The organism is Streptomyces tirandamycinicus (genome assembly GCF_003097515.1).
In the GTDB taxonomy this organism is placed as follows: domain Bacteria; phylum Actinomycetota; class Actinomycetes; order Streptomycetales; family Streptomycetaceae; genus Streptomyces; species Streptomyces tirandamycinicus.
The window spans coordinates 1,665,001-1,690,735 of sequence record NZ_CP029188.1 but is presented as its reverse complement, the minus strand read 5'-3'; the positions used below and the strand labels follow the sequence as shown (position 1 = coordinate 1,690,735).

Annotated in this window: 28 protein-coding genes (1 of these 28 cut by a window edge); 18 read left to right on the top strand and 10 right to left on the bottom strand. The window is 72.5% G+C overall.

Annotated elements, in window-relative coordinates; translation table 11 throughout:
* Positions 1-180: 180 nt before the first annotated feature.
* The 3 genes from fabG (at position 181) to DDW44_RS07495 (ending at position 2,229) form a co-directional block, all read left to right on the top strand.
* Positions 181-900, top strand: coding sequence for a 3-oxoacyl-[acyl-carrier-protein] reductase (gene fabG, locus DDW44_RS07505; RefSeq protein WP_027731711.1), 720 nt, complete (start codon positions 181-183; stop codon positions 898-900).
* A gap of 4 nt (positions 901-904) precedes the next feature.
* The gene (gene fabI, locus DDW44_RS07500) at positions 905-1,675 is read left to right on the top strand and encodes an enoyl-ACP reductase FabI (protein ID WP_108905939.1); all 771 of its coding nucleotides are present in this window, start codon (positions 905-907) and stop codon (positions 1,673-1,675) included.
* Between the two features lie 206 nt (positions 1,676-1,881).
* Complete coding sequence (locus DDW44_RS07495) at positions 1,882-2,229, top strand: hypothetical protein (RefSeq protein ID WP_108905938.1); 348 nt, start codon at positions 1,882-1,884, stop codon at positions 2,227-2,229.
* 134 nt (positions 2,230-2,363) lie between these two features.
* On the opposite strand, the gene DDW44_RS07490 is transcribed toward DDW44_RS07495, so the two are convergent.
* Positions 2,364-3,038, bottom strand: a complete 675-nt coding sequence (locus tag DDW44_RS07490) for a FadR/GntR family transcriptional regulator (protein WP_108905937.1) — start codon at positions 3,036-3,038, stop codon at positions 2,364-2,366.
* 135 nt (positions 3,039-3,173) lie between these two features.
* Here DDW44_RS07490 and DDW44_RS07485 point away from each other — a divergent pair, with 135 nt between their 5' ends.
* The 4 genes from DDW44_RS07485 to DDW44_RS07475 all read left to right on the top strand — a co-directional run bounded on the left by DDW44_RS07485 (position 3,174) and on the right by DDW44_RS07475 (position 5,798).
* Positions 3,174-4,535, top strand: coding sequence for a CynX/NimT family MFS transporter (locus DDW44_RS07485; protein WP_108905936.1), 1,362 nt, complete (start codon positions 3,174-3,176; stop codon positions 4,533-4,535).
* Positions 4,536-4,539: 4 nt separating this feature from the next.
* The gene (locus DDW44_RS33160; RefSeq protein WP_267808332.1) at positions 4,540-4,656 is read left to right on the top strand and encodes an SGM_5486 family transporter-associated protein; all 117 of its coding nucleotides are present in this window, start codon (positions 4,540-4,542) and stop codon (positions 4,654-4,656) included.
* A 329-nt stretch (positions 4,657-4,985) separates the two neighbouring features.
* Positions 4,986-5,171, top strand: a complete 186-nt coding sequence (locus DDW44_RS32640; protein ID WP_244223981.1) for a hypothetical protein — start codon at positions 4,986-4,988, stop codon at positions 5,169-5,171.
* Positions 5,172-5,279: 108 nt separating this feature from the next.
* Complete coding sequence (locus tag DDW44_RS07475) at positions 5,280-5,798, top strand: SixA phosphatase family protein (protein ID WP_108905934.1); 519 nt, start codon at positions 5,280-5,282, stop codon at positions 5,796-5,798.
* 261 nt (positions 5,799-6,059) lie between these two features.
* On the opposite strand, the gene serB is transcribed toward DDW44_RS07475, so the two are convergent.
* Both serB and DDW44_RS07465 read right to left on the bottom strand, forming a co-directional pair.
* The gene (gene serB / locus DDW44_RS07470; protein ID WP_017948904.1) at positions 6,060-7,274 is read right to left on the bottom strand and encodes a phosphoserine phosphatase SerB; all 1,215 of its coding nucleotides are present in this window, start codon (positions 7,272-7,274) and stop codon (positions 6,060-6,062) included.
* A gap of 237 nt (positions 7,275-7,511) precedes the next feature.
* Positions 7,512-8,930, bottom strand: coding sequence for an MFS transporter (locus DDW44_RS07465; protein ID WP_108905933.1), 1,419 nt, complete (start codon positions 8,928-8,930; stop codon positions 7,512-7,514).
* Positions 8,931-9,026: 96 nt separating this feature from the next.
* Here DDW44_RS07465 and DDW44_RS07460 point away from each other — a divergent pair, with 96 nt between their 5' ends.
* On the top strand, positions 9,027-9,743 hold the full coding sequence (locus DDW44_RS07460; RefSeq protein ID WP_108905932.1) for a helix-turn-helix domain-containing protein: 717 nt from the start codon (positions 9,027-9,029) through the stop codon (positions 9,741-9,743).
* A 75-nt stretch (positions 9,744-9,818) separates the two neighbouring features.
* The gene (locus tag DDW44_RS07455; protein WP_108905931.1) at positions 9,819-12,419 is read left to right on the top strand and encodes an FHA domain-containing protein; all 2,601 of its coding nucleotides are present in this window, start codon (positions 9,819-9,821) and stop codon (positions 12,417-12,419) included.
* Between the two features lie 201 nt (positions 12,420-12,620).
* On the opposite strand, the gene DDW44_RS07450 is transcribed toward DDW44_RS07455, so the two are convergent.
* The 3 genes from DDW44_RS07450 to DDW44_RS07440 form a co-directional block, all read right to left on the bottom strand.
* Complete coding sequence (locus DDW44_RS07450; RefSeq protein WP_017948909.1) at positions 12,621-13,352, bottom strand: transglycosylase SLT domain-containing protein; 732 nt, start codon at positions 13,350-13,352, stop codon at positions 12,621-12,623.
* Between the two features lie 299 nt (positions 13,353-13,651).
* Positions 13,652-14,785 carry an S-adenosylmethionine:tRNA ribosyltransferase-isomerase gene (locus DDW44_RS07445; RefSeq protein WP_108905930.1) on the bottom strand — a complete coding sequence of 378 codons (1,134 nt, stop codon included), beginning with the start codon at positions 14,783-14,785 and terminating at the stop codon, positions 13,652-13,654.
* On the bottom strand, positions 14,782-15,489 hold the full coding sequence (locus DDW44_RS07440; RefSeq protein WP_108905929.1) for an SDR family NAD(P)-dependent oxidoreductase: 708 nt from the start codon (positions 15,487-15,489) through the stop codon (positions 14,782-14,784). Before DDW44_RS07440 ends, DDW44_RS07445 begins: the two co-directional genes overlap by 4 nt.
* 346 nt (positions 15,490-15,835) lie before the next feature.
* Here DDW44_RS07440 and DDW44_RS07435 point away from each other — a divergent pair, with 346 nt between their 5' ends.
* The 3 genes from DDW44_RS07435 to DDW44_RS07425 all read left to right on the top strand — a co-directional run bounded on the left by DDW44_RS07435 (position 15,836) and on the right by DDW44_RS07425 (position 18,166).
* Positions 15,836-16,981 carry a GAF domain-containing sensor histidine kinase gene (locus DDW44_RS07435; RefSeq protein ID WP_027731719.1) on the top strand — a complete coding sequence of 382 codons (1,146 nt, stop codon included), beginning with the start codon at positions 15,836-15,838 and terminating at the stop codon, positions 16,979-16,981.
* On the top strand, positions 16,974-17,672 hold the full coding sequence (locus DDW44_RS07430; protein ID WP_017948913.1) for a response regulator: 699 nt from the start codon (positions 16,974-16,976) through the stop codon (positions 17,670-17,672). Before DDW44_RS07435 ends, DDW44_RS07430 begins: the two co-directional genes overlap by 8 nt.
* A 251-nt stretch (positions 17,673-17,923) precedes the next feature.
* On the top strand, positions 17,924-18,166 hold the full coding sequence (locus DDW44_RS07425; RefSeq protein ID WP_108905928.1) for a chaplin: 243 nt from the start codon (positions 17,924-17,926) through the stop codon (positions 18,164-18,166).
* 279 nt (positions 18,167-18,445) lie between these two features.
* On the opposite strand, the gene DDW44_RS07420 is transcribed toward DDW44_RS07425, so the two are convergent.
* Positions 18,446-19,243 (bottom strand): hypothetical protein, encoded by a 798-nt coding sequence (locus tag DDW44_RS07420; RefSeq protein ID WP_078503520.1) that lies wholly within the window; start codon positions 19,241-19,243, stop codon positions 18,446-18,448.
* A gap of 127 nt (positions 19,244-19,370) precedes the next feature.
* Here DDW44_RS07420 and DDW44_RS07415 point away from each other — a divergent pair, with 127 nt between their 5' ends.
* The 4 genes from DDW44_RS07415 (at position 19,371) to DDW44_RS07400 (ending at position 22,615) form a co-directional block, all read left to right on the top strand.
* Positions 19,371-20,162, top strand: a complete 792-nt coding sequence (locus tag DDW44_RS07415; protein ID WP_108905927.1) for an ABC transporter ATP-binding protein — start codon at positions 19,371-19,373, stop codon at positions 20,160-20,162.
* A 75-nt stretch (positions 20,163-20,237) separates the two neighbouring features.
* On the top strand, positions 20,238-20,666 hold the full coding sequence (locus DDW44_RS07410) for an NfeD family protein (protein WP_017948917.1): 429 nt from the start codon (positions 20,238-20,240) through the stop codon (positions 20,664-20,666).
* A 115-nt stretch (positions 20,667-20,781) separates the two neighbouring features.
* Positions 20,782-21,759 (top strand): SPFH domain-containing protein, encoded by a 978-nt coding sequence (locus DDW44_RS07405; RefSeq protein WP_017948918.1) that lies wholly within the window; start codon positions 20,782-20,784, stop codon positions 21,757-21,759.
* Between the two features lie 85 nt (positions 21,760-21,844).
* Positions 21,845-22,615, top strand: coding sequence for a sulfite exporter TauE/SafE family protein (locus tag DDW44_RS07400; protein WP_017948919.1), 771 nt, complete (start codon positions 21,845-21,847; stop codon positions 22,613-22,615).
* 179 nt (positions 22,616-22,794) lie between these two features.
* Here DDW44_RS07400 and DDW44_RS07395 read toward each other — a convergent pair whose 3' ends face one another.
* From DDW44_RS07395 to DDW44_RS07385, 3 genes are all read right to left on the bottom strand, one after another.
* Positions 22,795-23,337: an HNH endonuclease gene (locus DDW44_RS07395; RefSeq protein ID WP_108905926.1), complete on the bottom strand. Its 543-nt coding sequence runs from the start codon at positions 23,335-23,337 to the stop codon at positions 22,795-22,797.
* 172 nt (positions 23,338-23,509) lie between these two features.
* Positions 23,510-24,043, bottom strand: a complete 534-nt coding sequence (locus DDW44_RS07390; RefSeq protein WP_108905925.1) for a YbhB/YbcL family Raf kinase inhibitor-like protein — start codon at positions 24,041-24,043, stop codon at positions 23,510-23,512.
* A 67-nt stretch (positions 24,044-24,110) separates the two neighbouring features.
* Positions 24,111-24,893, bottom strand: coding sequence for a sporulation protein (locus tag DDW44_RS07385; RefSeq protein ID WP_017948922.1), 783 nt, complete (start codon positions 24,891-24,893; stop codon positions 24,111-24,113).
* Positions 24,894-24,979: 86 nt separating this feature from the next.
* Between DDW44_RS07385 and DDW44_RS07380 the strand changes: the two genes are divergently transcribed.
* Both DDW44_RS07380 and DDW44_RS07375 read left to right on the top strand, forming a co-directional pair.
* The gene (locus DDW44_RS07380; protein ID WP_108905924.1) at positions 24,980-25,210 is read left to right on the top strand and encodes a DNA-3-methyladenine glycosylase; all 231 of its coding nucleotides are present in this window, start codon (positions 24,980-24,982) and stop codon (positions 25,208-25,210) included.
* Positions 25,207-25,735 carry the 5' portion of a DNA-3-methyladenine glycosylase gene (locus DDW44_RS07375; protein WP_018890162.1) on the top strand. It continues 83 nt past the right edge of the window, so the window shows 529 of its 612 coding nt (coding positions 1-529); its start codon is at positions 25,207-25,209; its stop codon lies beyond the right edge, outside the window. Before DDW44_RS07380 ends, DDW44_RS07375 begins: the two co-directional genes overlap by 4 nt.

Here is a 25,735-nt window from a genome sequence, read left to right as displayed (position 1 = left end):
CGAGGATCGTCGTCCGCCACCCCGCGGGGCGCAGGTCGCACGGACACGGAGGAACCAGGAGCAGACTGTAGAGACCCGACAGCGCAGCCGCGACGCCACTGTCAGGGGTCGATCCCCCTGCACAGGGGGCGGTACCGATAGGTTTTCGCAGTATCAGACCGCTATCGAAAGGGTGATCCGTTGAGCCGCTCGGTTCTCGTCACCGGAGGAAACCGGGGCATCGGCCTCGCCATCGCCCGCGCTTTCGCCGCGGCCGGAGACAAGGTCGCGATCACGTACCGGTCCGGCGAGCCGCCGGCGGAGCTCACCGAGCTGGGCTGCCTGCCCGTCCGCTGCGACATCACCGACGCCGAACAGGTGGAGCAGGCCTACAAGGAGATCGAGGAGAAGCACGGTGCCGTGGAGGTGCTCGTCGCGAACGCCGGCGTCACCCGGGACCAGCTGCTGATGCGGATGTCCGAGGAGGACTTCGTCTCCGTCCTCGACACCAACCTCACCGGCGCGTTCCGTGTGGTGAAGCGCGCCAACCGCGGCATGCTGCGGGCCAAGAAGGGCCGCGTCGTCCTGATCTCCTCCGTGGTCGGGCTGCTCGGCTCGGCGGGCCAGGCCAACTACGCCGCGTCCAAGGCCGGACTGGTGGGCTTCGCCCGGTCCCTCGCCCGGGAGCTCGGCTCGCGGAACATCACCTTCAACGTCGTCACGCCCGGCTTCGTCGACACCGACATGACCAAGGCGCTCACCGACGAGCAGCGTGCGGGCATCGTCTCGCAGGTCCCGCTCGGCCGTTACGCGCAGCCGGAGGAGATCGCCGCCGCGGTGCGGTTCCTCGCCTCCGACGACGCCTCGTACATCACTGGAGCCGTCATCCCCGTTGACGGCGGATTGGGCATGGGTCACTGATCACATGAGTGGAATCCTCGCCGGCAAGCGCATCCTCATCACCGGTGTGCTGATGGAGTCCTCCATCGCCTTCCACGCCGCGAAGCTGGCCCAGGAGCAGGGTGCGGAGATCATCCTGACCGCCTTCCCCCGGCCCACGCTGACCGAGCGCATCGCCAGGAAGCTCCCCAAGCCGACCAAGGTCGTCGAGCTCGACGTCACCAACGACGAGCACCTGGGGCGGCTGGAGGAGATCGTCCGGGGCGAGCTCGGCGGGCTGGACGGCGTCGTCCACTCCATCGGCTTCGCCCCGCAGGACGCGCTCGGCGGCAACTTCCTGAACACGCCGTTCGAGTCCGTCTCGACCGCGATGCACGTCTCGGCGTTCTCGCTGAAGTCGCTGACCATGGCCTGCCTGCCGCTGTTCCCGCACGAGGGCGGCTCGGTGGTCGGTCTGACCTTCGACGCCCAGTTCGCCTGGCCGCAGTACGACTGGATGGGCCCGGCCAAGGCGGCGCTGGAGGCCACCAGCCGCTACATGGCGCGCGACCTCGGCAAGCAGAACATCCGCTGCAACCTGATCTCCGCCGGGCCGATCGGCTCCATGGCCGCCAAGTCCATCCCGGGCTTCGGTGAACTGGCGGACGTCTGGAACCACCGCTCCCCGCTGGAGTGGGACATGGCCGACCCGGAGCCGGCCGGCCGCGGCATCGTCGCGCTGCTGTCCGACTGGTTCCCGAAGACCACCGGCGAGATCATCCACGTCGACGGCGGCGTGCACGTGATGGGCGCGTAACGCAGCGTCACCCCGGACGGCCGTCACCTGGTCGCTTTCGACGCCCCGGTCACCCGCTGTGTGCGGGCGGCCGGGGCGTCGCCCGTTCGGGTCAACGCAGCGGGCGGGCCGGCACCCGGCCGGGTGACCCTGGAGAGGCAATCCCTCCCTTGTGGTGCAGCAGCGGCGCATGCCGCAGTACGGCCGAGGAGGTCCTGGTTGTGCGTATGTCGCGGCGATCCGCTTCCGCGCTCGTGGCGCTCGGGGTGCTCGGGGCCGTGGGGGTGCTGGTGTGGCCCGCCTCCACGGCGGCCGTCTCCGAGCCGCAGAAGCCCGCGGCCCGGCCCTTCGGGGCCGCCTGCAGCGTCTATGTCGAGGGCTCCACGGCCACGGCCCACTGCCACAACCCGTACCTGGACACCGACCGGGTGCAACTGCACGTCGAGTGCGAACGCTGGTGGGACGTGGACGCGGACAGCGCGCCCGTCGACCTCGGCCCCACCGGCCGCGCCACGCTCACCGAACGCTGCTGGAAGGAGATCCGCAGCGTGCGGGTGAGCCATCTGCGGCGCTGACGCGTCCGCCCACCGGCCCGGTGAGGCGTTCGTCGTGCTCTGGAGGGACGTACGTCATACCCTGCGGGACGCATACGTGCCCCGCCGGACGTACGCCGTGTCCGACCCCGCCCCGTCCCGTCGGCGTCTGCCGCTCACGCCTCCCCGCGCAGGCACAGGAACGGATAGGTCGCCGCTTCGGCGGCCGCCGTCCCCCCGTCGCGGGCGCGGATCGCCTCCAGCAGCCGCCCGTGGTCCATGTGGTTCTCGGGGCGCAGTTCCCGGCCCACGTCGTCCCGCAGCCAGTCGCGCAGCAGATCCCCGAGGTCGGCGTAGAGCGCGGTCAGCACGTCGTTGTGGGAGGCCGCGACCACGGCCAGGTGGAAGGTGGCGTCGGCCGTGACGAACCGCTCGGCGTCGCCCGACTCCCAGGCCTCCTCCCGGCGGGCGAGCAGTGCGTCCAGCTGCTTCAGGTCCTTCGCGGTGCGCCGCTCGGCGGCCAGCCGTGCCGCCGAGGACTCCAGGGTGGAGCGCAGCTCGGCGATATGGCGTGGATCGGCGTCGGCGAACCTGCGGTGCATGACCCCGGCCAGCTCGCTGGTCGCGACCACATAGGTGCCGGAGCCCTGGCGGATGTCCAGCAGCCCGTTGTGCGCCAGTGCCCGGACCGCCTCCCGGACGGTGTTGCGGGCGACGCCCAGCTGCTCGACCAGTTCCGGTTCGGTCGGGATCCGCGAGCCCACCGGCCACTCGCCCGAGGTGATCTGGTTCCGCAGTTCCGCGATCACCTGGTCCGAGAGGGCGGAACGCCGGGGAGAGGTCAGCGCCATGGTGCTCCTTGTCCGGGGTGGGTCCACGGCCCGGCCGCCCCGCCGCCCCTCGGCACCGGTGGCTCCGGAGGCCGGCTCTTCGCGGGATCGTCCGGGATTGGACAACCAATCATCCCATGATTCTATGATGGCTCCATGCCGGACGAGACCCAGACCCTCAGCCCCGCCGCCACGGCGGTCCGTACAGCAGCCGATTCTTCCGCCTCGCGCACCGGAAAGGTGCCGGTCCCGGTCCTCCGTCTGGTCCTCGTCGCCCTCGTGCTCGCCGCACTCAACCTCCGGCCCGCCATCACCAGCCTCGGAGCCCTCCTGGAGGAGGTCCAGAGCGGGCTCCGCATGAGCGGTGGCGTGGCCGGGGTGCTCACCTCGGTGCCCGCGCTCTGCTTCGCCGTCTTCGGGCTCGCCGCACCCCGGCTGGCCCGCCGCTTCGGGCCCGCCGCGGTCGTCTGCGCGGGCCTGGCGGCCGTCGCCGCGGGACTGGCGATCCGCCCGTTCGCCGGGGGCACCGCGGGGTTCCTCGCCGCCAGCGCGCTCGCGCTCATGGGCATCGCGGTCAGCAACGTACTGATGCCGGTGATCGTCAAGCGCTGGTTCCCCGACCGCCTCGGCAGCGTCACCGGGCTCTACTCCATGGCGCTGTCCCTCGGCACCGCCGTCGCCGCGGCCGCGACCGTGCCCATGACCCAGGCACTGGGCGGCAGTTGGCGCGCCGGTCTGGCCGTCTGGGCCGCGCTCGCCGCCATCGCCGTGCTGCCGTGGATCCCGCTGGCCCGCGACCGGGGTACGGCTCGCCCCGCGCCCACGGCGACGGGCCCCCGCGACGCCCCCGCGGGGAGCACATCGGCCCCTGCCGGGAGCGCGCCGGCCCCCGCCGGGTCCGCGGCCCGGTCCGCGCGGACCTCCGCGCCGCGCATCGCCCGCAGCCGCACCGCCTGGGCCCTCGCCTGCTTCTTCGGCCTCCAGGCCACCGGCGCCTACATCACCATGGGCTGGATGCCGCAGATCTTCCGCGACGCCGGTGTCCCGGCCGGCACCGCCGGTCTGCTGCTCGCGGTGACCATGGTCATGGGTGTTCCGCTCGCCTTCGTCATCCCCCGGCTCGCCGCCCGGCTGCGGACCCAGGGCCCGATCGTCCTCGCGCTCGGTCTGTGCGGACTGACCGGCTACGCGGGCCTGTTCCTCGCCCCCGCCGCCGGGGCCTGGGCCTGGACCCTGCTGCTCGGCGTCTCCAACTGCGCCTTCCCGCTCGCGCTCACCATGATCGGCATGCGCTCCCGCACCGGCGCCGGAGTCGTCCGGCTGTCCGCCTTCGCGCAGAGCACCGGCTATCTGATCTCCATCCCCGGACCGCTGCTCGTCGGCGTCCTCTACCAGCACAGCGGCGGCTGGGACCTGCCGCTCGCGCTGATGGCCGGGCTGATGCTGCCGCAGATGGCGGCCGGTGTCCTCGCGGGCCGGGACCGCGCGATCGAGGACGAGGCCGGGATGCGACACTGACCCCATGCCTGTGCTCGACCCGAACCCCCCGAACGGCCAGAAGAAGCTCCTGCTCGTCTTCGGCGCGATGATCGGCATCACGGTGATCATCGGAATCATCGCCTCGATCGCCTCGCCCTGACCGCCGCGGCAGAGGTCCCCCGCCGTCCCCCTAGGGGTGGGTGTCAGGGGGAAGTGGGTGGCTCACCGGATGGGTGACCGGGCCCATGATCCGTAGGTTGGAGGCAGCTCAGCGGGAGCCCAGCTTCGGACCTCACGGAGGCGGCCATGTCGGCCCGTACGCACCCCCGGCACCACGCTCCGGATGCCGCCGGCGGTCACACCGGGGCGAGGAGCGGCGGTGGCGGCCCGAGCGCCGTCGCACCCCTGTCGCGTACCGCCGCCACCGGGTTGAGGACCGGCGCATCCCTGCCCGGGGGGTCCGCTGCGGGGCCGGGTGCCGTCGCGACCGTGCCACGCGGCGCCGCCGCCGGGCCGGGGGCGGGCGGCACCGGGCTGCGCTGGTGGGCCATCGTCCTGCCGGTGATCGCGTTCTCCGTACTGTTCCTGCTCGTGACCGGCACGGGGCAGGCGGCCGCATCCCCGTCGCCGGTGGCCTTCCTCGGCTGGATCCAGCCGGCCCTGACCGGCTTCTGAACCGGGCGTCGCGCCCGCCCCGCCGGGCCGCGGGGGCGTGCTCCCCCTTCGTGCCGTCACCCCCAACACCCTGCGCCCGCTGGCTGATTTCATGCGAAGCTGGGGAGCATGAGCGCCGATACACCGCGAAGGATCGTCCTACTCCGCCACGCGAAGGCCGACTGGCCTCAGGTGTCCGACCACGAGCGGCCGCTCGCCGACCGGGGCCGCATGGACGCCCCCGCGGCCGGCCGCAAGCTCGCCGACACCGGCATCCCCTTCGACCTCGCCCTGTGCTCGACCGCCACGAGGACCCGCGAGACCTGGAAGCTCGCGGTCCAGGAACTGCCCGAGCGGCCCAGGACCGTGTACGAGGAGCGGCTCTACGAGGCCTCCCTCGGAGATCTTCTCGCGCTGCTCAACGAGACCCCGGACGAGGTCGGGGATCTGCTCGTCATCGGTCACAACCCCGGGATGCACGCCCTCGCCGACGCCCTCTCGGGCAGGGCGGAGGGCGACGCCCTGCGGCGGATGAGCCGTGGTGGCTTCCCGACCGCGGCGTTCGCCGTGGTCGGCTTCTCCGGTTCCTGGAAGTCCGTCGAGCACGGCGTGGGCACGCTCGTCGACTACTGGGCCCCGCACGACTGACCGGCGTTCGCCGCCGGGAGCGGGTCGGTGCGCCCGGTGTGCCCGGCAGCAGGCCCGGCAGCGGGCCCGGCGCGCACCGGGCCTGCCCGCCCGGCGGGCCACCGCCCGTGCCGCCCCACGCGACGGCACGGGCATGCCGCGCCATGCGATGGGCACGGGCGTTCCGCGCCATGCGACGGGCCCAGGCCACGGAGGATGCGACGGCCCGGACCGCGGCGGATGGGACGGGCCCGGACCGCGGCGGATGCCGTCGCCGCCCGATCAGTCCTCGTGGGCGTCCGCCGTCTCGACCTCTTCTCGGGTGATCCCGAGCAGATACAGCACCGCGTCCAGGAAGGGCACGTTGACGGCCGTGTCGGCGGCCTTGCGCACCACGGGCTTGGCGTTGAAGGCCACCCCCAGACCGGCCGCGTTCAGCATGTCCAGGTCGTTGGCGCCGTCGCCGATCGCCACGGTCTGCGCGAGCGGCACCCCCGCCTCCGCCGCGAAACGCCGCAGCAGCCGGGCCTTCCCCGCCCGGTCCACGATCTCGCCGGTGACGCGTCCGGTAAGCCTGCCGTCCACGATCTCCAGGGTGTTCGCCGAGGCGAAGTCCAGGCCCAGCCGCTCCTTGAGGTCGTCGGTGACCTGGGTGAACCCGCCCGAGACCACGCCGACTTGGAAGCCCAGGCGCTTCAGCGTACGGATCAGGGTGCGCGCGCCCGGGGTGAGCCGCACCTCCGTCCGCACCTTGTCCACCACCGACGCGTCCAGGCCCGCCAGCAGTGCGACCCGCGCGTGCAGCGACTGCTCGAAATCCAGCTCCCCGCGCATCGCGGCGGCCGTGACCTCGGCGACCTGGGCCTCGCAGCCCGCGTGAGCGGCGAACAGCTCGATGACCTCGTCGGTGATCAGCGTGGAGTCGACGTCCATCACCACCAGGCGCTGCGCCCGGCGGTGCAGCCCGGCCGAGACGACCGCGACATCCACCCCGATCTCCGCCGCCTCGGTCGCCAGCGCGGTCCGCAGCGGCTCGGTCTCGCAGCCCGACACCGCGAACTCCACCGCGGTCACCGGGTACTTGGCGAGCCGGTGGATACGGTCGATGTTGCCGCCCGTGCCGGTGATCCTGGCCGCTATGGCGGCCGTGGACTCCGCGGTCAGCGGATGCCCGAGCACGGTCACGTGCGAGCGGCCGCTGCCGCGGGGCCGGTTGTCACCGCGGCCCGAGATGATCTCGGCCTGCAGCTTCAGCGACTCGGCCCAGCCGTGCACGGTGGCCCGCAGCTCGCCCTCGGTTCCGGCGGTCGGCTCGGTGACGAGTGCGCACAGGGTGATGCGCCCCCGGGTGACGACCTGCTCGATGTCGACCACGTCGACGGAGAAGGCGGCGAGGGTGTCGAAGAGCCCGGCGGTGATGCCGGGCCGGTCCTTCCCGAAGATCTTCACCAGCAGGGTGGGGACCTCGGGCGTCTGCGGGGGCTGCGATGCGCTCATGGTACTCCCACCGTATCGGGCACTCCGTGCCATCCGCCGCCCCGTCCCGCGTACCGGACAGCCGATCGGCCCTTCCGGGCGGGGCGACCTGCGGGTGGCCCCGGGGCCGCCGAGCGGCCGACGGCCGCCGTACGGGGGACTGCGGGTATGAGGGCACGGGGGACGGCGGGCGTGAGCACGCTGGTGCGACGAACGCCCGGCGGCTGCCCGAGCGGGCGTTGAGGCGCGTCACGCGGCTCACCTGGGCCGGTGGAAGGCGCGGCCCGTGGCGGCGTCCTTCGGCCGCGACACACGGGCGACGAGGAGGAGCAGCACGCCACAGGTGGCGACGAGGATCCAGCCGGGGCGGGACGCGTGTGCCAGCGCCGCCGGGCCGGCGGCCGTGACCAGGCCGCCGGCGAGAGCGATACCGAGGGCGGAGCCGAGCTGCCGCGCGGTGGAGGTGATCGCCCCGGCCACCCCGGCACGGGCGGGTGGCAGTCCGTTGACCGCGGCGTTGGTGATCGGGGCGTTGGCGAATCCGAACCCGATGCCGATGAGCGCGTACGCGGCCAGCAGCACGAGCACGTCGGTGTGCGGGGTGAGCCCGACCAGGCAGAGCCCTCCGGCCGTGAGGAATCCACCGGCGAGGAGCAGCGGCAGCCTCGGGCCCGTGCGGCCGACCATCCGGCCGGACCAGGGGGCGCAGACGGTCGCGCCGACGGCCAGGGGCAAGGTCGCCACCCCGGCGGCCAGCGGCGTCCACTGCCGGGTCTGCTGCAGGTAGAGGGTGCTGAGCAGCAGCGTCGTGCTGAGGGCGACGAAGACCGACACCGCGCCCACGACGGCACCGCTGAACGCCGGGCTCCCGAAGAGCCGCATATCCATCAGCGGCTCGCGCCGGCGCGACTCGACCCACACGAATCCGGCTGTCGCCACGGCAGCGCATGCGTACCCCGCCAGTGCCGCGGGCGACGTCCAGCCGATGCGCGGCCCTTCGATCAGGACGCCGACCGTGACGGCGAGGACCACGGTCAGCAGGACCTGGCCCGGCAGGTCGAGCCGCCGGGCCCGCGGTGCCCGGGACTCCGGCACGAACACCGCGCTGAGCAGCAGAGCGGCCGCGATGACGGGCGCGTTGATCCAGAACAGCGCCCGCCAGTCGAGCGCTGCGAGCAGCGCGCCGCCCGTGACGGGGCCGGCCGCCAGGCTCAGCCCGAACACCGACGCCCAGATGCCGATCGCCTGCGCCCGCTCCCTGGGGTCCGGCATCGCGTTCACCACGATCGCGAGCGCCACGGGGCTGAGCATCGAGGCTCCGACGCCCTGCAGGGCGCGGGCCGCGACGAGCACTCCCGCCGACGGGGCGAGCGCGCACAGCAGTGAGGCCGCGCCGAACACGGCCAGCCCGCACTGGAACACCCGGCGGCGGCCGAAGCGGTCCGCCAGTGCGCCGGAGGAGATCAGCAGACCGGCCAGGACGAGGGTGTAGGCGTCCACGATCCATTCGAGACCGCGGGTGCCGACGTCCAGGCCGCGCCCGATGGCCGGCAGCCCCACATTGACGATGGTGGTGTCCAGGCCCACCAGGAACATGCTGAGGCAGCAGACGGCCAGTACCGTCCAGCGTCTGCGCGCACTCGGCACGGGATGGACGGGGTGTGTCGTCGTGGTCACGGTCTTCCTCTGACGTCCGGGGACAGGGCCCGGTAAGAATCGGCCCGGGTGACGGCCGCCGCCCACCGACTTTGCGAGGACTGCAAAAGTGCATCCATGACCACGGGATCCAGGGACGGCGGGGACGGGCACGGGGAAGGCCTGCACGGGGAAGGCCGGCAGGGGGACGGAACGGAGCTGGCGCGGATTCTCGACGGCATCGGGCCCCGGTTGCGCGGGCTGCGCCGGGAACGGGGGCTCACGCTCGAGGCACTCGCCGCGACGACCGGCATCTCGGTCAGCACGCTGTCCCGGGTGGAGTCGGGCAAGCGGCGCCCGACTCTGGACCTGCTCATCCCGCTGGCACGGGCGCACCGCGTCGCACTCGACCAGCTGGTGGCGGCACCGCCCAGCGGTGACCCCCGGGTGCACCTGCGGCCCCTGCACCGGGAGCGCGGGAGCGTCCTCGTGCCCCTGACGCAGTACCCGGGCCGAGTGCAGGTCTTCAAGCAGGTACTGGCCCCCCGCCCGCCGGAACTGGTCGTCCACGAGGGATACGAATGGCTCTACGTCCTCGCCGGCCGGCTGCGCCTCATCCTCGGGGCCGAGGACTTCACACTGCGGCCCGGCGAAGTGGCCGAGTTCGACACCACCGAGCCCCACTGGTTCGGCCCCGCGGACGAGACCAGCGTGGAGATCCTGCACCTGTTCGGTCCGCGAGGAGACCAGGCCGTCGTGCGCGCCGGACCGTCCACGCCGACGCCCCGCGGCCCGGAGGACGGAGGCGGCCTTCACCAGGCCCGGCTTTCGGATACGCGACCGTCCCTGGAATAGTTCCTCACGACGTTCGCCATCCCCGGATGCCCGTCGACGGGGGGCAGCTCGGGGGACAACTAGGTGGGGCATGGAGTGCCGGAACTCGTACTGGAATTGAACGGAAGGACTTGGACCCTCGATCCGTCCAGGTCGTACACCCTGGGGCGGGATCCCCAGGGTGACGTGGTGATCGACGACGCCAGGGTGTCGTGGCGGCACGCCACGATCAGCTGGAGCGGCCGGAGTTGGGTCCTCGAGGACCACGGCAGCACCAACGGCACGTATGCGCAGGGCCGGCGCGTGCACCGGCTGGAGCTCGGCCCCGGCTCCGCCGTGCACCTCGGCAACGCCACCGACGGCCCGCGGCTGAGCCTGTCCGGAGACGAGGCCGGCGCGTACACCGCGCAGGGCACCGCCCCGCAGCAGGCCGGCACCGCCCCGCAGCAGGCCGGCACCGCTCCGCACCAGGCTGGCACCGCTCCGCAGCAGGCGGGCACCGCCCCGTCGTCCGGGCAGGCGCCCGCCCACCAGGGCTGGGCGCGGCAGCAGGCGCCCCGGGAGCAGTGGCAGCAGCCGCCCGCCGCCCAGGTGCCGCACCAGCAGGGCCCGCGCGACCACCAGGTCGGGGAGACGCCCGGCGGTCCCACGGGGGCTCCGCCGGTGCACGGCGACCGCAGCCCGACCACGTTCCACCAGCTGTCCCTGGGCCGGGTGATGCGTATCGGCCGTGCGCTGGAGAACGACCTGGTGGTATCCGACCTCCAGGTCTCCCGCCACCACGCCGAGTTCCACGCGACGCCCGACGGCCGGTTCGAGATCCGCGACCTCGGCTCGCACAACGGCACGTATGTCAACGGCCAGCCGCTCGCCAAGTCCGGCACCGCGCTGATCGGCCCGAACGACACCGTCGGCGTCGGCCACTCGGCGTTCCGGCTCGTCGGCGACCGCCTCGAGGAGTTCGTCGACACCGGTGAGGTGTCCTTCTCCGCCCGCCACCTCACCGTCACCGTCGACGGCGGCAAGCAGATCCTCAAGGACGTCTCCTTCGGCGTCCCGGAGAAGTCGCTCATCGCGGTCATCGGCCCCTCGGGGTCCGGGAAGTCGACCCTGCTCAAGGCGCTCACCGGCTACCGCCCCGCGGACCGGGGCGATGTGCTCTACGACAACCGGAACCTCTACAAGCAGTTCGCCGAGCTGCGGCAGCGCATCGGTCTGGTCCCGCAGGACGACATCCTGCACAAGGAGCTGACCGTCAAGAAGGCCCTCACCTACGCGGCCAAGCTGCGCTTCCCCGCGGACACCACGGCGGCCGAGCGCGAGGCCCGCATCGACGAGGTGCTGCGCGAGCTGAAGCTCGACATCCACAAGGGCAAGAAGGTCACCTCCCTCTCCGGGGGCCAGCGCAAGCGTGTCTCCGTCGCCCTGGAGCTGCTGACCAAGCCGTCGCTGATCTTCCTGGACGAGCCGACCTCGGGCCTCGACCCGGGCATGGACCGCGATGTCATGCAGCTGCTGCGCGGCCTCGCCGACGACGGCCGCACGGTCCTCGTGGTCACCCACTCGGTGGCCGAACTGGCGCTGTGCGACAAGCTGCTGGTGATGGCGCCCGGCGGCTCGGTGGCGTACTTCGGCCCGCCGGAGGAGGCCCTGAACTTCTTCGGCTACGAGACCTGGGCCGACGTGTTCTCCGCCTTCGAGAACTACCGCGACTACGACTGGGCGGGCCGCTGGAAGGGCTCGCAGCACTTCCAGCTGTACGCCGCGGACGTCGACGCCGTCGCCGCGCAGTCGGTGCCCATGCCCCCGCCCCAGGCGATGAGACCGCCGAAGCCGCAGGGCTGGTTCTCCCAGCTCGGCACGCTGATGCGGCGCTATGTCTCGGTGATCTCCTCCGACCGGGGCTTCCTCGCGCTGACGGTGCTCCTGCCCGCCGTCATCGGCGCGGTCAGCCTGCTCATCGACCCGGACAAGGGCCTGCTGCCCAACGGCGTGAACCCGCAGACCGGCAGGATCGTCCCGAACGGCACCGCCACGACCGTGCTGCTGATCCTCGCGGCCGGCGCCTGCTTCTCCGGCGCCGCCAACTCGGTCCGCGAGCTGATCAAGGAACGGGTGATCTACGAGCGGGAGCGGGCGACCGGCCTGTCGCGCTCCGCCTACCTGATGTCCAAGGTGATCGTCCTCGGCATGATCACCGTGTTCCAGGGCGCCCTGGTCGGGGCCATCGGCTTCGCCGCCCGGGAGATCCCCGAGGAAGGACTGGTCCTCGGCTCGGCCACGCTGCTGGAGCTCTCCCTGCCGATCATGGCGCTCGGCTTCGCCTCGATGATGTTCGGCCTGGTCATCTCGGCGCTGGTGAAGACCGCCGAGAAGGCCATGCCGCTGCTGGTGATGTTCGCGATCGTCCAGATCGTCTTCACCGGCTGCCTGTTCACCCTCAACGGCACCATCGGCGTGAACGAGTTCTCGTACCTGATGCCGTCCCGCTGGGCGGTCGCCGCGGCCGGCGCCACCCTGGACCTCAACAAGATCAGGCCCGACCAGGACGACCCGGGCAACACCGACCCGCTCTGGGACCACGAGGCCGGAGCCTGGGGTCTGGACATGGCCGCCCTGCTGGCGCTCGGCGCGCTGTGCGGCTTCCTGGTGGCCCGCTTCCTGCGGCGCCACGAGCCGGAGGTCATGCGCAAGTAGCAGGGCTCCCGCCGCCCGGGCATGTCCCGCCGCCCGGGCGCGCGGTAGGGGCGGCCGCCCCTGCCGGCACCGGGCTGATGGGACGGACAAGCCTGGACAAGCACGGACAAGTACGGACAGGGCGGTACGGACGGCGCCGGAGGGCGGCACCCGCTGCGGGTGCCGCCCTCCGGCGCATGTGTGTGGTGCGTCTCGCGGCCGTCAGTAGGCGCTGTTGACGTTGTCGATCGAGCCGTAGCGGTCGGCCGCGTAGTTGCAGGCGGCGACGATGTTGGCGACCGGGTCGTACTGGTCCTTGGCGGTGCCGGGGACGTGGTACGCGTCGAAGGTCGGCTTGATGACCTGCAGCAGGCCCTTCGACGGGACGCCGTTGACGGCGTTGATGTCCCAGTTGTTGATCGCGCGCGGGTTGCCGCTCGACTCACGCATCACGTTCTTGTAGATGCCGTGGTAGGTGCCCGGGATGTCGTGCTTCTTCATGATGTCCAGGGCCTCGCGGATCCAGCCGTCCAGGTTGTTGGCGTAGACCGGCTTGCGGGCGGCGGCGCGGCTGGCGGCCTGCTCCAGGGCACGCTCCTTGGCGGCTGCCTTGGCCTTGGCGGCCTTGGCGGCGGCGACCGCCTTGGCCTTGGCGGCGGCCTTGACGTTCGCGGCGGCCTGGGCCTTCGCCTGCGCGGCGGCCTTCGCCTGCGCCGCGGTGAAGGCGTTCTGCTCGGCGATGCTGGTCTGCAGCGCGGTGGCCTTGGCGGTGTCGACGGTCGCGGACCAGGCGACCTCGGAGGCCGGCGCGACCTGCGTCTCGGTACCGGCGACGGCGCTGCCCGGGACGAGCGAGAACGCGAGGGCGGAGGCGCCTGCGGCGGCGATACCGGCGATCGAGAACTTGTGGGTCTTGGACATGCGGCGGAAGCCGGGGGTGCGGGACGCGGACATGCGAGACGTACCTCTTCGAATAGCGGAAGTCGCTTCGGCCGGGGCGGCGCAGCGCCTGCTCGGCGGCGACGGACGCAATTCTTAGCGGCAGCAAAATCCTGTGGCAAAGGTGTGACATACGATCCCGGGTAGTGGAGCTGGAAGCCCCAAAATCGGACAAGTCGCGCACTCTGCACACTCTGGCCTGCTCACATGTCCTTTATGTATCCACTAGCGTGCTTCGTAAGTGATGTGGGTCCTATGTGCGGGCTCACATCGCACTACCGCCGCACTCACCTTCCGTTGCTTCCGCAATGCGCTCAGTGAGCGTCCTCGGCCGGGAGGACAAGATGAACGTCGCCGAACTCGTGCCAGAGGTAGCGATGTCGCAGGGCCTCCGTGTAGCTCCTGGTGAGCGCCTCACGTCCGGTGATCGCCTCCAGCATCAGCAGATGGGAGGCCGCCGGCTCGTGCAGGCCGGTCAGCAGGCCCTCCACCACGCGCACCCCCCGTGCGGGCGTGACGACGAGATCCGTCCAGCCCGCCGACGGACGCACCGTACCGTCCGGCCCCGCCGCGGACTCCAGCGCACGCACCGCGGTCGTCCCCACCGCCACGATCCGTCCGCCCTCGCCGGCCCGTCCGCCCTCGCCGGTCCGCCGGCCCCCACCGGTCCGCCTGCTCGCACGGGCCGCGTTCACCAGCCACGCCGTGGCCGCCGGCACCTCGAAGCGCTCCGGGTACGGCGGCTCGTGCGCCTCCGCCGAAGCCACCCCCGTGTGCAGCGTGACCGGGGCGAACTGCACCCCGCGCCGCACCAGCTCGGTCACCAGGGACTCCGTGAAGGGACGTGCCGCGCTCGGCATCTCGGCCGAGCCCGACCCGTCCGGCGCGGGCAGCGCGAACACCGTCCGGTACGCGGAGAGCGGCTGGTCCCGCTCGGTGTAGCGGTACCGGATCGGCCGGCCGTACCGCGCCAGCAACGCGGGCACGTCCACCGACACCGCGGCCCACCACAGCCGGGGCGAGCCCTCCACCAACGGCTCCCGCGGCACGAGCACCCCGCCCCCGGGCAGTCGCACCCGCGCGCCCGCCGGGCCTCCCGCCCGCGGCAGTGTGCTGCCCGCCCCGTCCGGCGACCGCAGCTCCACCGCCCACACCCCGCCCGTCGGCGCCGCCCCGGAGGGCCCCGCGTCACCCCGCGTGGAGAAGTGGACGACCAGGCGCTCCCCACCCAGCCGCGCGTTCACGGCCGCGGGCAGGGTCGTGGAGGTGTTCACCACCAGCACGTCCCCGGCCCGCAGCAGCCCGGGCAGCTCGCGGAACGCGTGGTGCGCCACGGCCGTACCGCGCGACACCATCAGCCGCACATCGTCCCGCCCCGCCCCGCGCTCCTCCGCCGGGACCCGTGCCGACAGCCCGTCCGGCACCCGCAGGGCCTCCAGCACGCTCATCGCCCGACCGCCCGCACCGCCAGTGCCGCCGCGGCGTACCGGCCGCTCGCCGGCCGCTCGTCCAGCAGCCGCAGGAATCCCGGCACCACCTCGTCCGGCGCCGGCCTCGGGCCGTGGTCGTCCGGCACCGCCGCCGCGTACAGATCCGTGCGCATGTCTCCGGGGTCCACCGCCCACACCCGCAGCTCCGGCTCCTCCACCGCCAGCACGGCCGCCAGCCGGTCGAGCGCGGCCTTCGACGCCCCGTAGCCTCCCCAGGTCTCGTACGCCCCGATCGCCGCGTCCGACGAGACCGCGACCACCGCGCCCGGTACCCCGGCCCGCAACAGCGGCAGCGCCTCCTGCACCAGCCCCAGCGCCGCCACCACATTGGTCTCCAGCGCCGCCCGCAGACCGTCCAGTCTCAGCTCCGCCAGCCGCACCAGCGGTTCGGCACCCAGCGCGCCGGCATTGCTCACCAGCAGGTCGAGGGAACCGTCCAGCCCGCGGGCCGCGGACACCAGCTCGGCGCGGTGCCGCGGGTCCGTGACGTCGCCGGGCACCGCCCGTACCCGCGTCCCGAACCGGCGCAGCTCCGCCGCCGACGCCTCCAGAACCGGCGCCGTCCGCGCGTCCAGCACCAGATCCCAGCCGCGCCGGGCGAGCGCGGCCCCCAGTGCGTACCCGAGCCCCTTCGAGGCCCCCGTGATCATCGCGACAGGCATGACGTACTCCTCCTCCCACCGCGACGCCGCTCCGTGCCGCGCCGCGCTTCCGTGTGCGGTCCGGGCCGTGTGCGGTCCGGACGTGTGCCGTTCGGGCCTGGCGCCGTACCGCGCTTCCGTGTGCCGCTCGGGCCTGGTGCCGTTCGGGCCCTGCGCCGTCCAGGCCGTGTGCCGTTCCGGTGTGCGGTCCGGGCCGTGTGCTGTTCAGGCTGGCTCCGCGGCCGGGCTCGCCGCCTCGTCCCGGCGCCCCTACCGCGCAGGGCACTTCGACCTAGGCCCAGGGACCGGGCCCGCCGCCGTCCACAGGCCGATACGCACCGTCACGGCACCCCGGTACGGTGATCCCATGAGCCATCGACCGAGCTCCGGCCTGGCCGCCGTCAGCACCGCACTGCTCGCGATGAGCAGGCATCTCGAGGTCCGCGACGTCCTCAAGACGATCGTGGCGTCGGCCCGGGAACTGCTCGGCGCGGAGTACGCGGCGCTCGGCGTCCCGGACGACCACGGAGGCTTCGCCCAGTTCGTCGTCGACGGCGTCAGCGACGAGCAGTGGCGGGCGATCGGCCCGCTGCCCCGTCAGCACGGCATCCTCGCCGCGATGCTGCGGGACGCCAGGACCGAGCGGCTGGCGGACGTGCGGAAGGACCCCCGCTTCGAGGGCTGGCCCGCCGCCCACCCCGACATGGCCGACTTCCTGGGCCTGCCCGTCAAGGACGGCGACGAGACGATCGGCGCGCTGTTCCTCGCCAACAAGCGGTGCCCCAAACCCGAGGGCGGCTGCGGGTTCACGGAGGCGGACGAGGAACTGCTGTCGATCCTCGCCCAGCACGCGGCCATCGCCCTCACCAACGCCCGGCTGTACGAGCGCAGCCGCGAACTCACCATCGCCGAGGAGCGCTCGCGCCTCGCGCACGAGCTCCACGACGCCGTCAGCCAGAAGCTGTTCTCCCTCCGGCTGACCGCACAGGCCGCGGCCCGCCTGGTGGACCGCGACCCGGGCCGGGCCAAGGGCGAGCTGCAGCAGGTGGCCGCGCTCGCCGCCGAGGCCGCCGACGAACTGCGTGCCGCGGTCGTCGAGCTGCGCCCCGCGGCCCTCGACGAGGACGGCCTGGTCGACACCCTCCGCACCCAGATCCAGGTCCTCGACCGCGCCCACACCGCACAGGTCACCTTCGACAGCCGCGGCGTCCGCGCCCTGCCGGCCGCCCAGGAGGAGGCCTTGCTCCGGGTCGCCCAGGAGGCTCTGCACAACGCGCTGCGGCACTCGGACGCACCACGGGTCGCGGTCAGCCTCGCCCGCCGCGGCCAGGGCGCGGTGCTCAGCGTCACCGACGACGGCGTGGGCTTCGAGCCCGAGGCGGTCCGGACGGCCGGCCGCCACCTCGGCCTGGTCTCCATGCGCGACCGGGCGAGCGGCGTCGGCGGAAGGCTCACGGTGGAATCGGCGCCCGGCAAGGGCACCACGGTCGAGATGGAGGTCCCCGGTGGCTGAGAGGGACAGCGGAGGCACGGCCCGTCCCGCCGGCGGGACGGTGCCCGGAGACGGGCGGGCGATCCGCGTGCTGCTCGTGGACGACCACCAGGTGGTGCGCAGGGGTCTGCGCACCTTCCTCGAGGTGCAGGACGACATAGAGGTCGTCGGCGAGGCGGGGGACGGGGACGAGGGGGTGGCCCGCGCCGGGGAACTGCTGCCCGACGTGGTGCTGATGGACGTACGGATGCCCGGCACCGACGGAATCGAGGCGCTGCGCAAGCTGCGGGCGCTCGACAACACCGCGAAGGTGCTGGTCGTCACGAGCTTCACCGAGCGGCGCACGGTCGTCCCCGCGCTGCGCGCCGGGGCCTCGGGCTATGTGTACAAGGACGTCGACCCCGACGCGCTCGCCGCGGCGATCCGCTCCGTGCACGCGGGGCATGTGCTCCTCCAGCCGGAGGTGGCGGGAGTGCTGCTCGCCCAGGACGAGCCGGGTGGCGGGCAGGGGAGGGGCACATCGCTCACCGAGCGGGAGCGGGAGGTGCTCGGGCTCATCGCCGACGGCCGCTCCAACCGGGAGATCGCCCGGGCCCTGGTCCTGTCGGAGAAGACGGTGAAGACCCATGTGTCGAACATCCTGATGAAGCTCGATCTCTCGGACCGCACCCAGGCGGCGCTCTGGGCGGTCCGGCACGGCCTCTCCGGTTGAACACGGGCCTGCGACGCGGGCTGGGTTCCGGGCTGATCGGAACGTTTCGGCAGGCGATCCGGCGAGATGTTCGGCGGGTCATCCGAGCGGGAGGCGGGTCATCCGGGCGGGAAGCGGACCGTTTCCCTCCGGTGTGAGGTTCATACCGTCGTGTGTATGTCGCCCACACGGCGTATCCCAGGCGCGTCCCGGGCGTTCTCCAGGGCGAGCTGCGGCGGTCCCGCCGCGGTGACGCCTAGGAGGATCCCGAAGTGAAGAACCTGAAGAAGGCCCTCGCCGTCTCCATGGTCGCCGGCGGCATCGTGGCCGCAGGCGCCGGTGTCGCGTCCGCCACCAGCGCGCACGCGGACGGCCACGCCACGCACTCCCCGGGCGTCGGCTCCGGCAACCTGATCCAGGCGCCGGTCCACGTCCCGGTCAACGCCGTCGGCAACACGGCCAACGTCATCGGCGTCCTGAACCCGGCCTTCGGCAACACGGGCGTCAACGGCTGAGCGAGCCGCACGGCTCTCCCGCAGCTACTCGGCTGCTCGGCTACTCACTACGCAGCCGAGCAGCCGAGCAGCCGAGCAGCCGAGCAGCCCCGCAGTGCCCGACGGGCCCCGGACCATGCCCGGGGCCCGTCGGAACACCCGGCCCCGCCGCGCACGCCTCACCGCACGGGTGGCGGTGCGGCCATGGAGGCAGCGCGGCCGGGTGGCGGTGCGACCCCGCAAGGCACCCCGCCGCCCCCTTCGCCCCCGCCGCACCCCTCTCAGCCCCCTCGCCCGTCGTCAGCGACCCGCCCGGCGCTCCAGGTCCTCCACGTAGGCGTTGTACGCCGCCACCTGCGCGCGCCGCGCCACGCGCTCCACCGGACGCAGAGCCGCCCCCCGGGCCGCCATCTCCGACGCGCTCATCGCCCCGCCGTGCCCGTTCTCGTACGCCAGGGACAGCAGGAGACCGATCCGCTGGGCCAGTTCCAGCACCCGTGCCGCACGGGACGGGTACCCGGGTGCGAGCACCTCGCGGGCCGCCTTCGGCTCCGCCCGCGCCCGGTACGCGCCCAGCGCCGCCTCGGCCACCGGCCCGGAGGCCGCCACGTCCAGCCGCGACAGCACCTCCGTCGCCTCCCGCAGCCCCTCCGCGAGCTCCCGCTCCGCCTCGCCGAGGGAGGGGACGTCGGCGGGCGGGGCCTCCCGCACCGGCAGGCAGTGCCAGACCACCTCGACGTGCACATCTCCGTCCGGGCCCGCCTCGCGCACCTCGGGCACCAGGCCGTACGCCGCCCCGTGGCAGACGACCGCCTCCCGCACCTCCAGCGCCCGCGCGTTGAACTCCGGCGGCCCGCTGAGCCCCAGCGGATGCCCGGGCGCGGGCAGAGCCACCCGGAATCCCCGGACCCCGGCCGTGCGCAGCCGCCCCAGCGCCAGCGTGAGCCCCACCGGCCCGCTCTCGCCGGGGAGCCCTTCCACGCGGTGCACCGCGTCCTCCCCGACGATCGCGGTCACTGCGTCATCCGGCGATACGAATCCGGCCGAGAGGGCGTTCCCCCAGGCGGCCAGGCGTCCTGAACGTGGTTCCGAGAGCATGGACCCAGCCTAGGTACCGGACCCGGGGCGGGAGCACCGGACCGGTGGCGTAGGTTTACCCGGGGAGCCGCGCCCACAGGCGGGCAGAGCCCGAGACCCGACGACCGAATGGGGAGACAACGCGCTCATGAGCGATGTACTGGAGCTGGTGGACGTATCCGTGGTCCGCGGAGGACGTGCTCTGGTGGACGACGTCTCCTGGTCGGTCAAGGAGGGCGAGCGCTGGGTGATCCTCGGCCCGAACGGCGCCGGCAAGACCACGCTCCTCAACCTCGCCTCCAGCTACCTGTTCCCGACCACCGGCACCGCCACCGTCCTCGGCGACCGGCTCGGCAGCGTCGACGTCTTCGAACTCCGCCCCCGCATCGGCATGGCCGGCATCGCCATGGCCGACAAGCTGCCCAAGCGCCAGACCGTCCTGCAGACCGTCCTCACCGCCGCGTACGGCATGACCGCCACCTGGCACGAGGACTACGACGCCGTCGACGAGCGGCGCGCCCGCGCCTTCCTCGACCGCCTCGGCATGTCCGAGTACCTGGACCGCACGTTCGGCACCCTCTCGGAGGGCGAGCGCAAGCGCACCCTCATCGCCCGCGCGATGATGACCGACCCCGAACTGCTGCTGCTCGACGAGCCCGCCGCCGGCCTCGACCTCGGCGGCCGCGAGGACCTGGTCCGCCGCCTCGGCCGGCTCGCCCGCGATCCGTACGCCCCCTCCATGATCATGGTGACCCACCACGTCGAGGAGATCGCGCCGGGCTTCACCCACGTCCTGATGATCCGTCAGGGGAAGGTGCTCACCGCCGGCCCGATGGAGACCGAGCTCACCTCCCGCAACCTCTCCCTCTGCTTCGGGCTCCCGCTCGTCGTCGAGCGCAACGGCGAGCGCTGGACCGCCCAGGGCCTGCCGCTCTCCTGACGGCGCCCCGGCAGCGGCCGACAGCGCCCTGACAGCGCCCTGTCGGCGCGGCGTTCGCCCGCCTACCATGGCTCCGTGGACATCGACGCATGGGTGTGGTGGCTCGTCGCGGCGGTCGGGCTCGGTATCCCCCTCGTGATCACCGCCATGCCCGAACTCGGGATGCTCTCCGTCGGCGCGGTCGCGGGAGCCGTCACCGCGGGCCTCGGCTTCGGCGTGGTGGCGCAGGTGGTGGTGTTCGCCGCCGTCTCGGTCGCGCTCATCGCCGTCGTACGGCCCATCGCCGCACGCCACAGCGCACAGCGCCCCCAACTCGCCAGCGGAGTCGACGCACTGAGAGGCCGTCAGGCCGTCGTGCTGGAACGGGTCGACGGAGACGGCGGCCGGATCAAGCTCGCCGGCGAGGTCTGGTCGGCCAGGGCCCTCGACGCCTCCCGGGCCTTCGAGCCGGGGGAGCAGGTGGACGTGGTCGAGATCGACGGTGCGACGGCCGTGGTGATGTGACACCCGGGTGACGGTTCGTCATGATCATGTGACGTAACCTCACCCATGACCGCCCGCGGTCTGGGAAACTCGATCATCAGAGACTCATCCGGCAGCGAAGGGCACGGGAAGCACGATGCCATCGATCATCATCGTTCTGGTCATTCTGGTGGTGCTGGTCTTCATCGCCCTGATCAAGACGATCCAGGTCATCCCGCAGGCCAGTGCCGCCATCGTCGAACGGTTCGGCCGCTACACGCGCACCCTCAACGCCGGGCTGAACATCGTCGTGCCGTTCATCGACTCCATCCGCAACCGGATCGACCTGCGCGAACAGGTCGTCCCGTTCCCGCCCCAGCCGGTGATCACCCAGGACAACCTCGTCGTCAACATCGACACCGTCATCTACTACCAGGTGACCGACGCCCGTGCGGCGACCTACGAGGTGGCCAGCTACATCCAGGCGATCGAGCAGCTCACCGTCACCACCCTCCGCAACATCATCGGCGGCATGGACCTCGAGCGCACCCTCACCTCCCGCGAGGAGATCAACGCCGCCCTCCGCGGCGTACTCGACGAGGCCACCGGCAAGTGGGGCATCCGCGTCAACCGCGTCGAACTCAAGGCCATCGAGCCCCCCACCTCCATCCAGGACTCGATGGAGAAGCAGATGCGCGCGGACCGCGACAAGCGCGCCGCCATCCTCACCGCCGAGGGCATCCGCCAGTCGCAGATCCTCACCGCCGAGGGCGAGAAGCAGTCCGCCATCCTCCGCGCCGAGGGCGAGGCCAAGGCCGCGGCCCTGCGCGCCGAGGGCGAGGCCCAGGCGATCCGCACCGTCTTCGAGTCCATCCACGCCGGCGACCCGGACCAGAAGCTGCTCTCGTACCAGTACCTCCAGATGCTCCCGAAGATCGCGGAGGGCGACGCCAACAAGCTCTGGATCGTGCCCAGCGAGATCGGCGACGCGCTCAAGGGCCTCTCCGGCGCCATCGGCAGCTTCGGCGGACCCCTGTCCGGCAACGGCGGCGGGAACGGCGCGGGAGGGTCCGGCGGCAGCGGCGTCCCCCGCCAGAGCGGCACGGAGCGACGCGAGCAGCCCCCGATCGACTGACCGCCCAGCCCGTCGTGCATGATCGGTGCGGCCCCTCGACCTCGATGGCGGGGAGGCGACGCACCGAGCATGTGAGGAGACGGCCTTGTCCATCTGGGAAGCGGTCGCGATCTTCGTGGCGGGCACGGCGGCGGGCACGATCAACACGATCGTCGGCTCGGGAACCCTCATCACCTTCCCGGTCCTGCTGGCCACCGGGCTGCCGCCCGTCACCGCCACCGTCTCGAACGCCCTCGGCCTGATACCGGGATCGATCAGCGGAGCCATCGGCTACCGCGCCGAACTCGCCGGCCAGCGCCGCCGCATCCTCCGACTCGGACTCGCCGCCCTCGTCGGCGGCCTCGCCGGGGCGATGCTGCTGACCCTGCTGCCGCCCACGGCCTTCGAGACCATCGTCCCGGTCCTCGTCACGCTCGCCCTGGTCCTCGTCGTCCTCCAGCCCCGGATCTCCGCCGCCGTCCAGCGCCGTCGCGAGCGCCGCGGAACCGGTGCACCGCACCTCGACGGCGGCCCCCTCCTCTTCACCGCCCTGCTGGTCGCCAGCGTCTACGGCGGCTACTTCACCGCCGCCCAGGGGATCATCTACCTCTCCCTCATGGGCATCCTGATCGACGACAGCCTGCAGCGGATCAACGCCACGAAGAACGTGCTCGCCGCCATCGTCAACACCGTGGCCGCGCTCTTCTTCCTCTTCGTCGCCCACTTCGACTGGACCGCCGTCCTGCTCATCGCGGTCGGCTCCGCCATCGGCGGCCAGATCGGCGCCGGGATCGGCCGGAGGCTGTCACCCGTGGTGCTCAGGACCTTCATCGTGGTGGTGGGAACGGCGGCCGTCGTCCAGCTCGTCCTCCGCTGACGCCGTATGGCAGGCGGCCCGCGAAAGGCGGGGCACACGGATGAAGTGCGGCACAGGAAAGCCCGCCCCCACGAGGGGGCGGGCTGCCGCGCTCATCCGGGGCGCACCCGCGACGGGCGGTCTCCGCGCCGGAAGCCGCGCTGGAACCCGTGCCCGAACCCGTGCCGGAACCCGCGCCGTCAGGCCGCCGACGTCAGCGGGGGCCGCTCCGCCGGGTGGCCGCCGAGCTGCCCCAGCCACTCCGGCAGCGGCGACCGCTCACCCGCCCGGAGCGCGAGCAGCATCGCGTCCGCCGGCGTCGGCACGAACGGCTGGTGCAGCAGGGGCATCCCGGCCTGCTCCGGGGTGCGGTCCGCCTTCCGGTGATTGTCCTCGGCGCAGGACGCGACCGTGTTCAGCCAGTTGTCCGCACCGCCCCGCGACCGCGGCACCACATGGTCCACGGTCGTCGCCCGCTTCCCGCAGTAGGCGCACCGGTGCTGGTCCCGTACCAGCACGCCCCGTCTCGACCACGGCGCCTGTCTTCGGAACGGCACCCGTACGTATCTGCAGAGCCTGATCACCCGCGGCACCGGTAGCTCCACCGCGGCCGCGCGCACCCGGAGCGCGGGGTGGGACTGCTCGACGACGGCCTTGTCCTGCAGTACCAGCACCACCGCGCGGTTGAGCGTCACCGTCGACAGCGGCTCGAAGCTCGCATTCAGTACCAGTGTGTCCCTCATGGTGCCCCACCTCCCGTGTGCAGGCCGGCCCTGGTGCCGGGCTCTGGGCCGGGATCAACTCTGGCCGGGCACGCCGCGATGGACAACGCAATATCCGCGTACCACGAAAGATGCCCGCTCCTGATCTCTCCAAGACCAGGAGCGGGCAAACAACAGGCGAACGCCGGTGAAGCTAGCCGCGGTTCTCGTACTCGCCGATCAGCTGGGCTCGGGCCAGCGTGTGGAACCGCAGGTTGAAGCCCACGACCGCGGGCGACACATCGTCCCCGGGGCCCAGCTTCTCCGAGTCCACCGCGTACACGGTGAACACATAGCGGTGCGGACCGTCACCGGGCGGTGGCGCCGCGCCGCCGAAGTCCTTCGTCCCGTAGTCGTTGCGGACGTGCACGGCGCCCTCGGGGAGTCCTTCGAACTTCCCGCTCCCCGCGCCCGCCGGCAGTTCGGTCACCGACGCCGGGATGTCGAACAGCACCCAGTGCCAGAACCCGCTGCCCGTCGGGGCGTCGGGGTCGAAGCACGTCACGGCGAAGCTCTTCGTCTCCGCGGGGAAACCCTCCCACCGCAGCTGCGGTGACGTGTTGCCCGCCGAGTGGACCTGGGCGCCCCGCAGGACACCGCCGTCCTCGACGTCGGCACTCGTCACGGTGAACGACGGCACCTGCGGATGGAAGTCATGAGGCAGCGGAGCCCTCTTCGCCTCGGACACGTGTGAACCTCCGTACTCGGGAGTCCTGCGCTCGTGATCGCGCGCTTACGGCTCCGAGCCTAGAGCCCTACAGCCAGTTACGACGGCCGCCGACCTCAGCGAGCCACTGGTTGAGGTACGCGGCGTAGTCCGTCCCCTGGAAGTCGTGCAGGTTCACCGTGAACGCCCGGTACGAGTCGCTGCCCTCGCTGAACAGTCCCGGCTTCTTGTCCATCTCCAGCACCACGTCCATCTCGCGGTCGTCGGCGATGAAGGTGACCTCGACCTGGTTCAGCCCCCGGTACTGCTGCGGCGCGAAGAACTCGATCTCCTGGTAGAAGGGCAGCCGCTGGCGCGTCCCCCGGATGTGGCCGCGCTCCATGTCGGCGCTCTTGAAGCGGAAGCCCAGCTGGATGAACGCGTCCAGGATCGCCTGCTGCGCAGGCAGCGGGTGCACATGGATCGGGTCCAGGTCACCCGAGTCCACGGCGCGGGCGATCTCCAGTTCGGTCGTCACCCCGATGTCCATGCCGCGCAGCCGCTGGCCGGCGATCGACGTGATCGGCGTCTCCCAGGGGATCTCCAGCCCGAACGGCACCACGTGCACGGCGCCGGCCTGCACCTCGAAGGCACCTCCGAGACGCTGCTTGACGAACTCGATGTCCTGCTTGACCTCCTGGTCGCCGCCCTCGACCTCGACCCGCGCCTGCAGACCGACGGACAGCCCCTCGATCTGCTGGTTCACCGAACCGCCCTGGATACGCACCTCGCCCTGGACGACCCCGCCCGGCACGACGTTGTCCTCGGTCAGCACCGTCTCGACCGAGGCACCGCCGGCACCGAGGCTCGCGAGCAGCTTCTTGAAGCCCATGTTGCATCCTTCCTCTTCACTGACCTCTACATACGCGCGACGAACGGTAGCCGGTTCCCCGGACGGGACGAGTACCCTCGTACGGCATGATCGGCAGCCCCGACCGTACGCCGCCGCCCCGGGCCTTCTTCGGCCGGCCCGTCCCCGGGATCGCGCCCGACGCGCCCGGCCGGATCCTGGTGCGCAGCACCGAGGACGGCCGCGCCTGCCGCGGCCGCACCGCCCGCGACGGAGCCATGGACGCAGTCATGGACGCAGTCGTGTTCGGGCCGCCCGGACACGCGTACGTCCACGGCATGCCAAGGCGGTCGGCATGAACGTCGCCCTCCTCGCCCATCCCGCTGAAGAGGTCGCCCCCAGGCTGCTCGGGAGCGTCCTCAGCTGCAAGACCTCCGAGGGCACGGTGAGCATCGCCATCACGGAGACCGAGGCGTACTCCGGAACGGCCGACCCGGCCTCCCATGCCTACCGAGGCCGGACCCCCCGCAACGCCGTGATGTTCGGACGCGCGGGACACCTGTACGTCTACCGGTCCCACGGTCTGCACTGGTGCGCCAACGTCGTCACGGGCACGGACGGCGCCGCCTCCGCCGTCCTCGTCCGGGCAGGCAGGGTCATCGAGGGCGAGGACCTGGCACGCAGCCGACGAGGGGAGCGGGTCGAGACGTCACGGCTCGCGCGGGGTCCGGGGAACTTCTGCCGGGCACTCGGCATCACGGCGGAGCACAACGGCGCAGACCTGCTGGCCTGCGCCCCGGTCGTGCTGTCCGAGGGCGAGTCGGTACCTGCCGCGCTCATCAAGGTCGGTCCTCGGGTAGGGGTGAGCAGGGCCCACGACTGGC